The following is a 1,075-nucleotide window of genomic DNA, read 5'->3' as shown; positions in this document are numbered from 1 at the left end:
AGTTCAACAAGCGTAGTGTAGTCGAATGGTCAATGTTTCTAAAAAGATTAGTTATTGGTAAAATAAGTTAGGGTTTCAGAAGTAAAAGATCTAACGAGGAGAAACAGAACTATGCCAGAAAATAACAATGATTCATTTCGTGATATGAATATAAAAGAAAAGATGGCAACAGTTACCGGAGTAGCATTTCTCATTATCCTGGTAGTGGGCTTTGTATTGGGGCTTTATTTCTTTGGACTGGCAGGGGTTTTTGAACTGCTCGGCGTTCAATATGAATCTATCTGGTCATTGATTGGTTTTGTTGTCAGTTTCTTTATTTTAGGAATCATTGTCGAATTGTTTTCCAAAGCCATTTTCAAGCTGTCTGTCCGAAATATAACAGGGAAAATAAAAGTATTTTTTATCCGAATCAGTTTTGAAGGCACATCGAACTGGTTAGTCCTGTTCGCAGTGGATGAGTTTATGAAAAGTATTACACTCTCCTTGAAAACAGAGATTATTATTGCATTGCTACTTGCCATAATAGAAATTGGTTTCGACGATGATAAGGAAATCTCTTAATAAAAAAATTCACCTAAGTATAATTGGGGATTTTTTGTACCTCGGGTAGAGAATAATGGAATTGGGAAGTGCACAGTTCGAAAATAATGTGTAAAAAAGAGAAGTCTTGTTCAACTATCGGGTGCGTTAGTTGAAGATCGTTGCTGTCTTTAAAGGCAGCTCTTTCCTTATGGAACTTAAGGGGCAGGATAGTTGCAGAAGAAACTTTTAGCATAGTTATCCGTAGTATTTAATAACAGATTGCTTTTGGGGGGATATAAATGTTTAAAGTAATACCAAAATGTTCTGAATGTGATAAAGAAATAAAAGGGAATGATGTAGTTTTCATAAAGATGCGTTACCCAGAGCGAAAAGGTATGACTGAAATAAAAGCTTATTTGCAAAATGAAGGAAAACTAATTTGTGAAGATTGCTATAATAACAAATCTAACTAAATCTTTTGAACTAACAGGTGCCTTACTTCAATAAGAGAGGTTGCTAAGGCAGCCTTTTTCTTATGGCACTAACGGGGCAG

The 1,075-nt window shown here is 35.1% G+C and carries 2 protein-coding genes; both read left to right on the top strand.

The genetic code is table 11. From position 1 onward, the window contains the following. Positions 1-111: 111 nt before the first annotated feature. Positions 112-561: a YrvL family regulatory protein gene (locus tag ACIQYG_RS26870; RefSeq protein WP_402844645.1), complete on the top strand. Its 450-nt coding sequence runs from the start codon at positions 112-114 to the stop codon at positions 559-561. 260 nt (positions 562-821) lie between these two features. Beyond that, positions 822-995 (top strand): Fe3+ hydroxamate ABC transporter substrate-binding protein, encoded by a 174-nt coding sequence (locus ACIQYG_RS26865; RefSeq protein ID WP_402844642.1) that lies wholly within the window; start codon positions 822-824, stop codon positions 993-995. Positions 996-1,075: the final 80 nt, after the last annotated feature.

It is taken from the genome of Peribacillus sp. NPDC096622 (genome assembly GCF_044762665.1).
Lineage (GTDB): Bacteria > Bacillota > Bacilli > Bacillales > DSM-1321 > Peribacillus > Peribacillus frigoritolerans_B.
The sequence above is the reverse complement of the archived record's forward strand: the minus strand, read 5'-3'. Positions and strand labels throughout refer to the sequence as shown.

Bases quoted from the DNA above. Each gene is read 5' to 3' on its own strand.
- ACIQYG_RS26870 (WP_402844645.1), top strand. From the start codon at position 112: ATGCCAGAAAATAACAATGATTCATTTCGTGATATGAATATAAAAGAA.
- ACIQYG_RS26865 (WP_402844642.1), top strand. From the start codon at position 822: ATGTTTAAAGTAATACCAAAATGTTCTGAATGTGATAAAGAAATAAAA.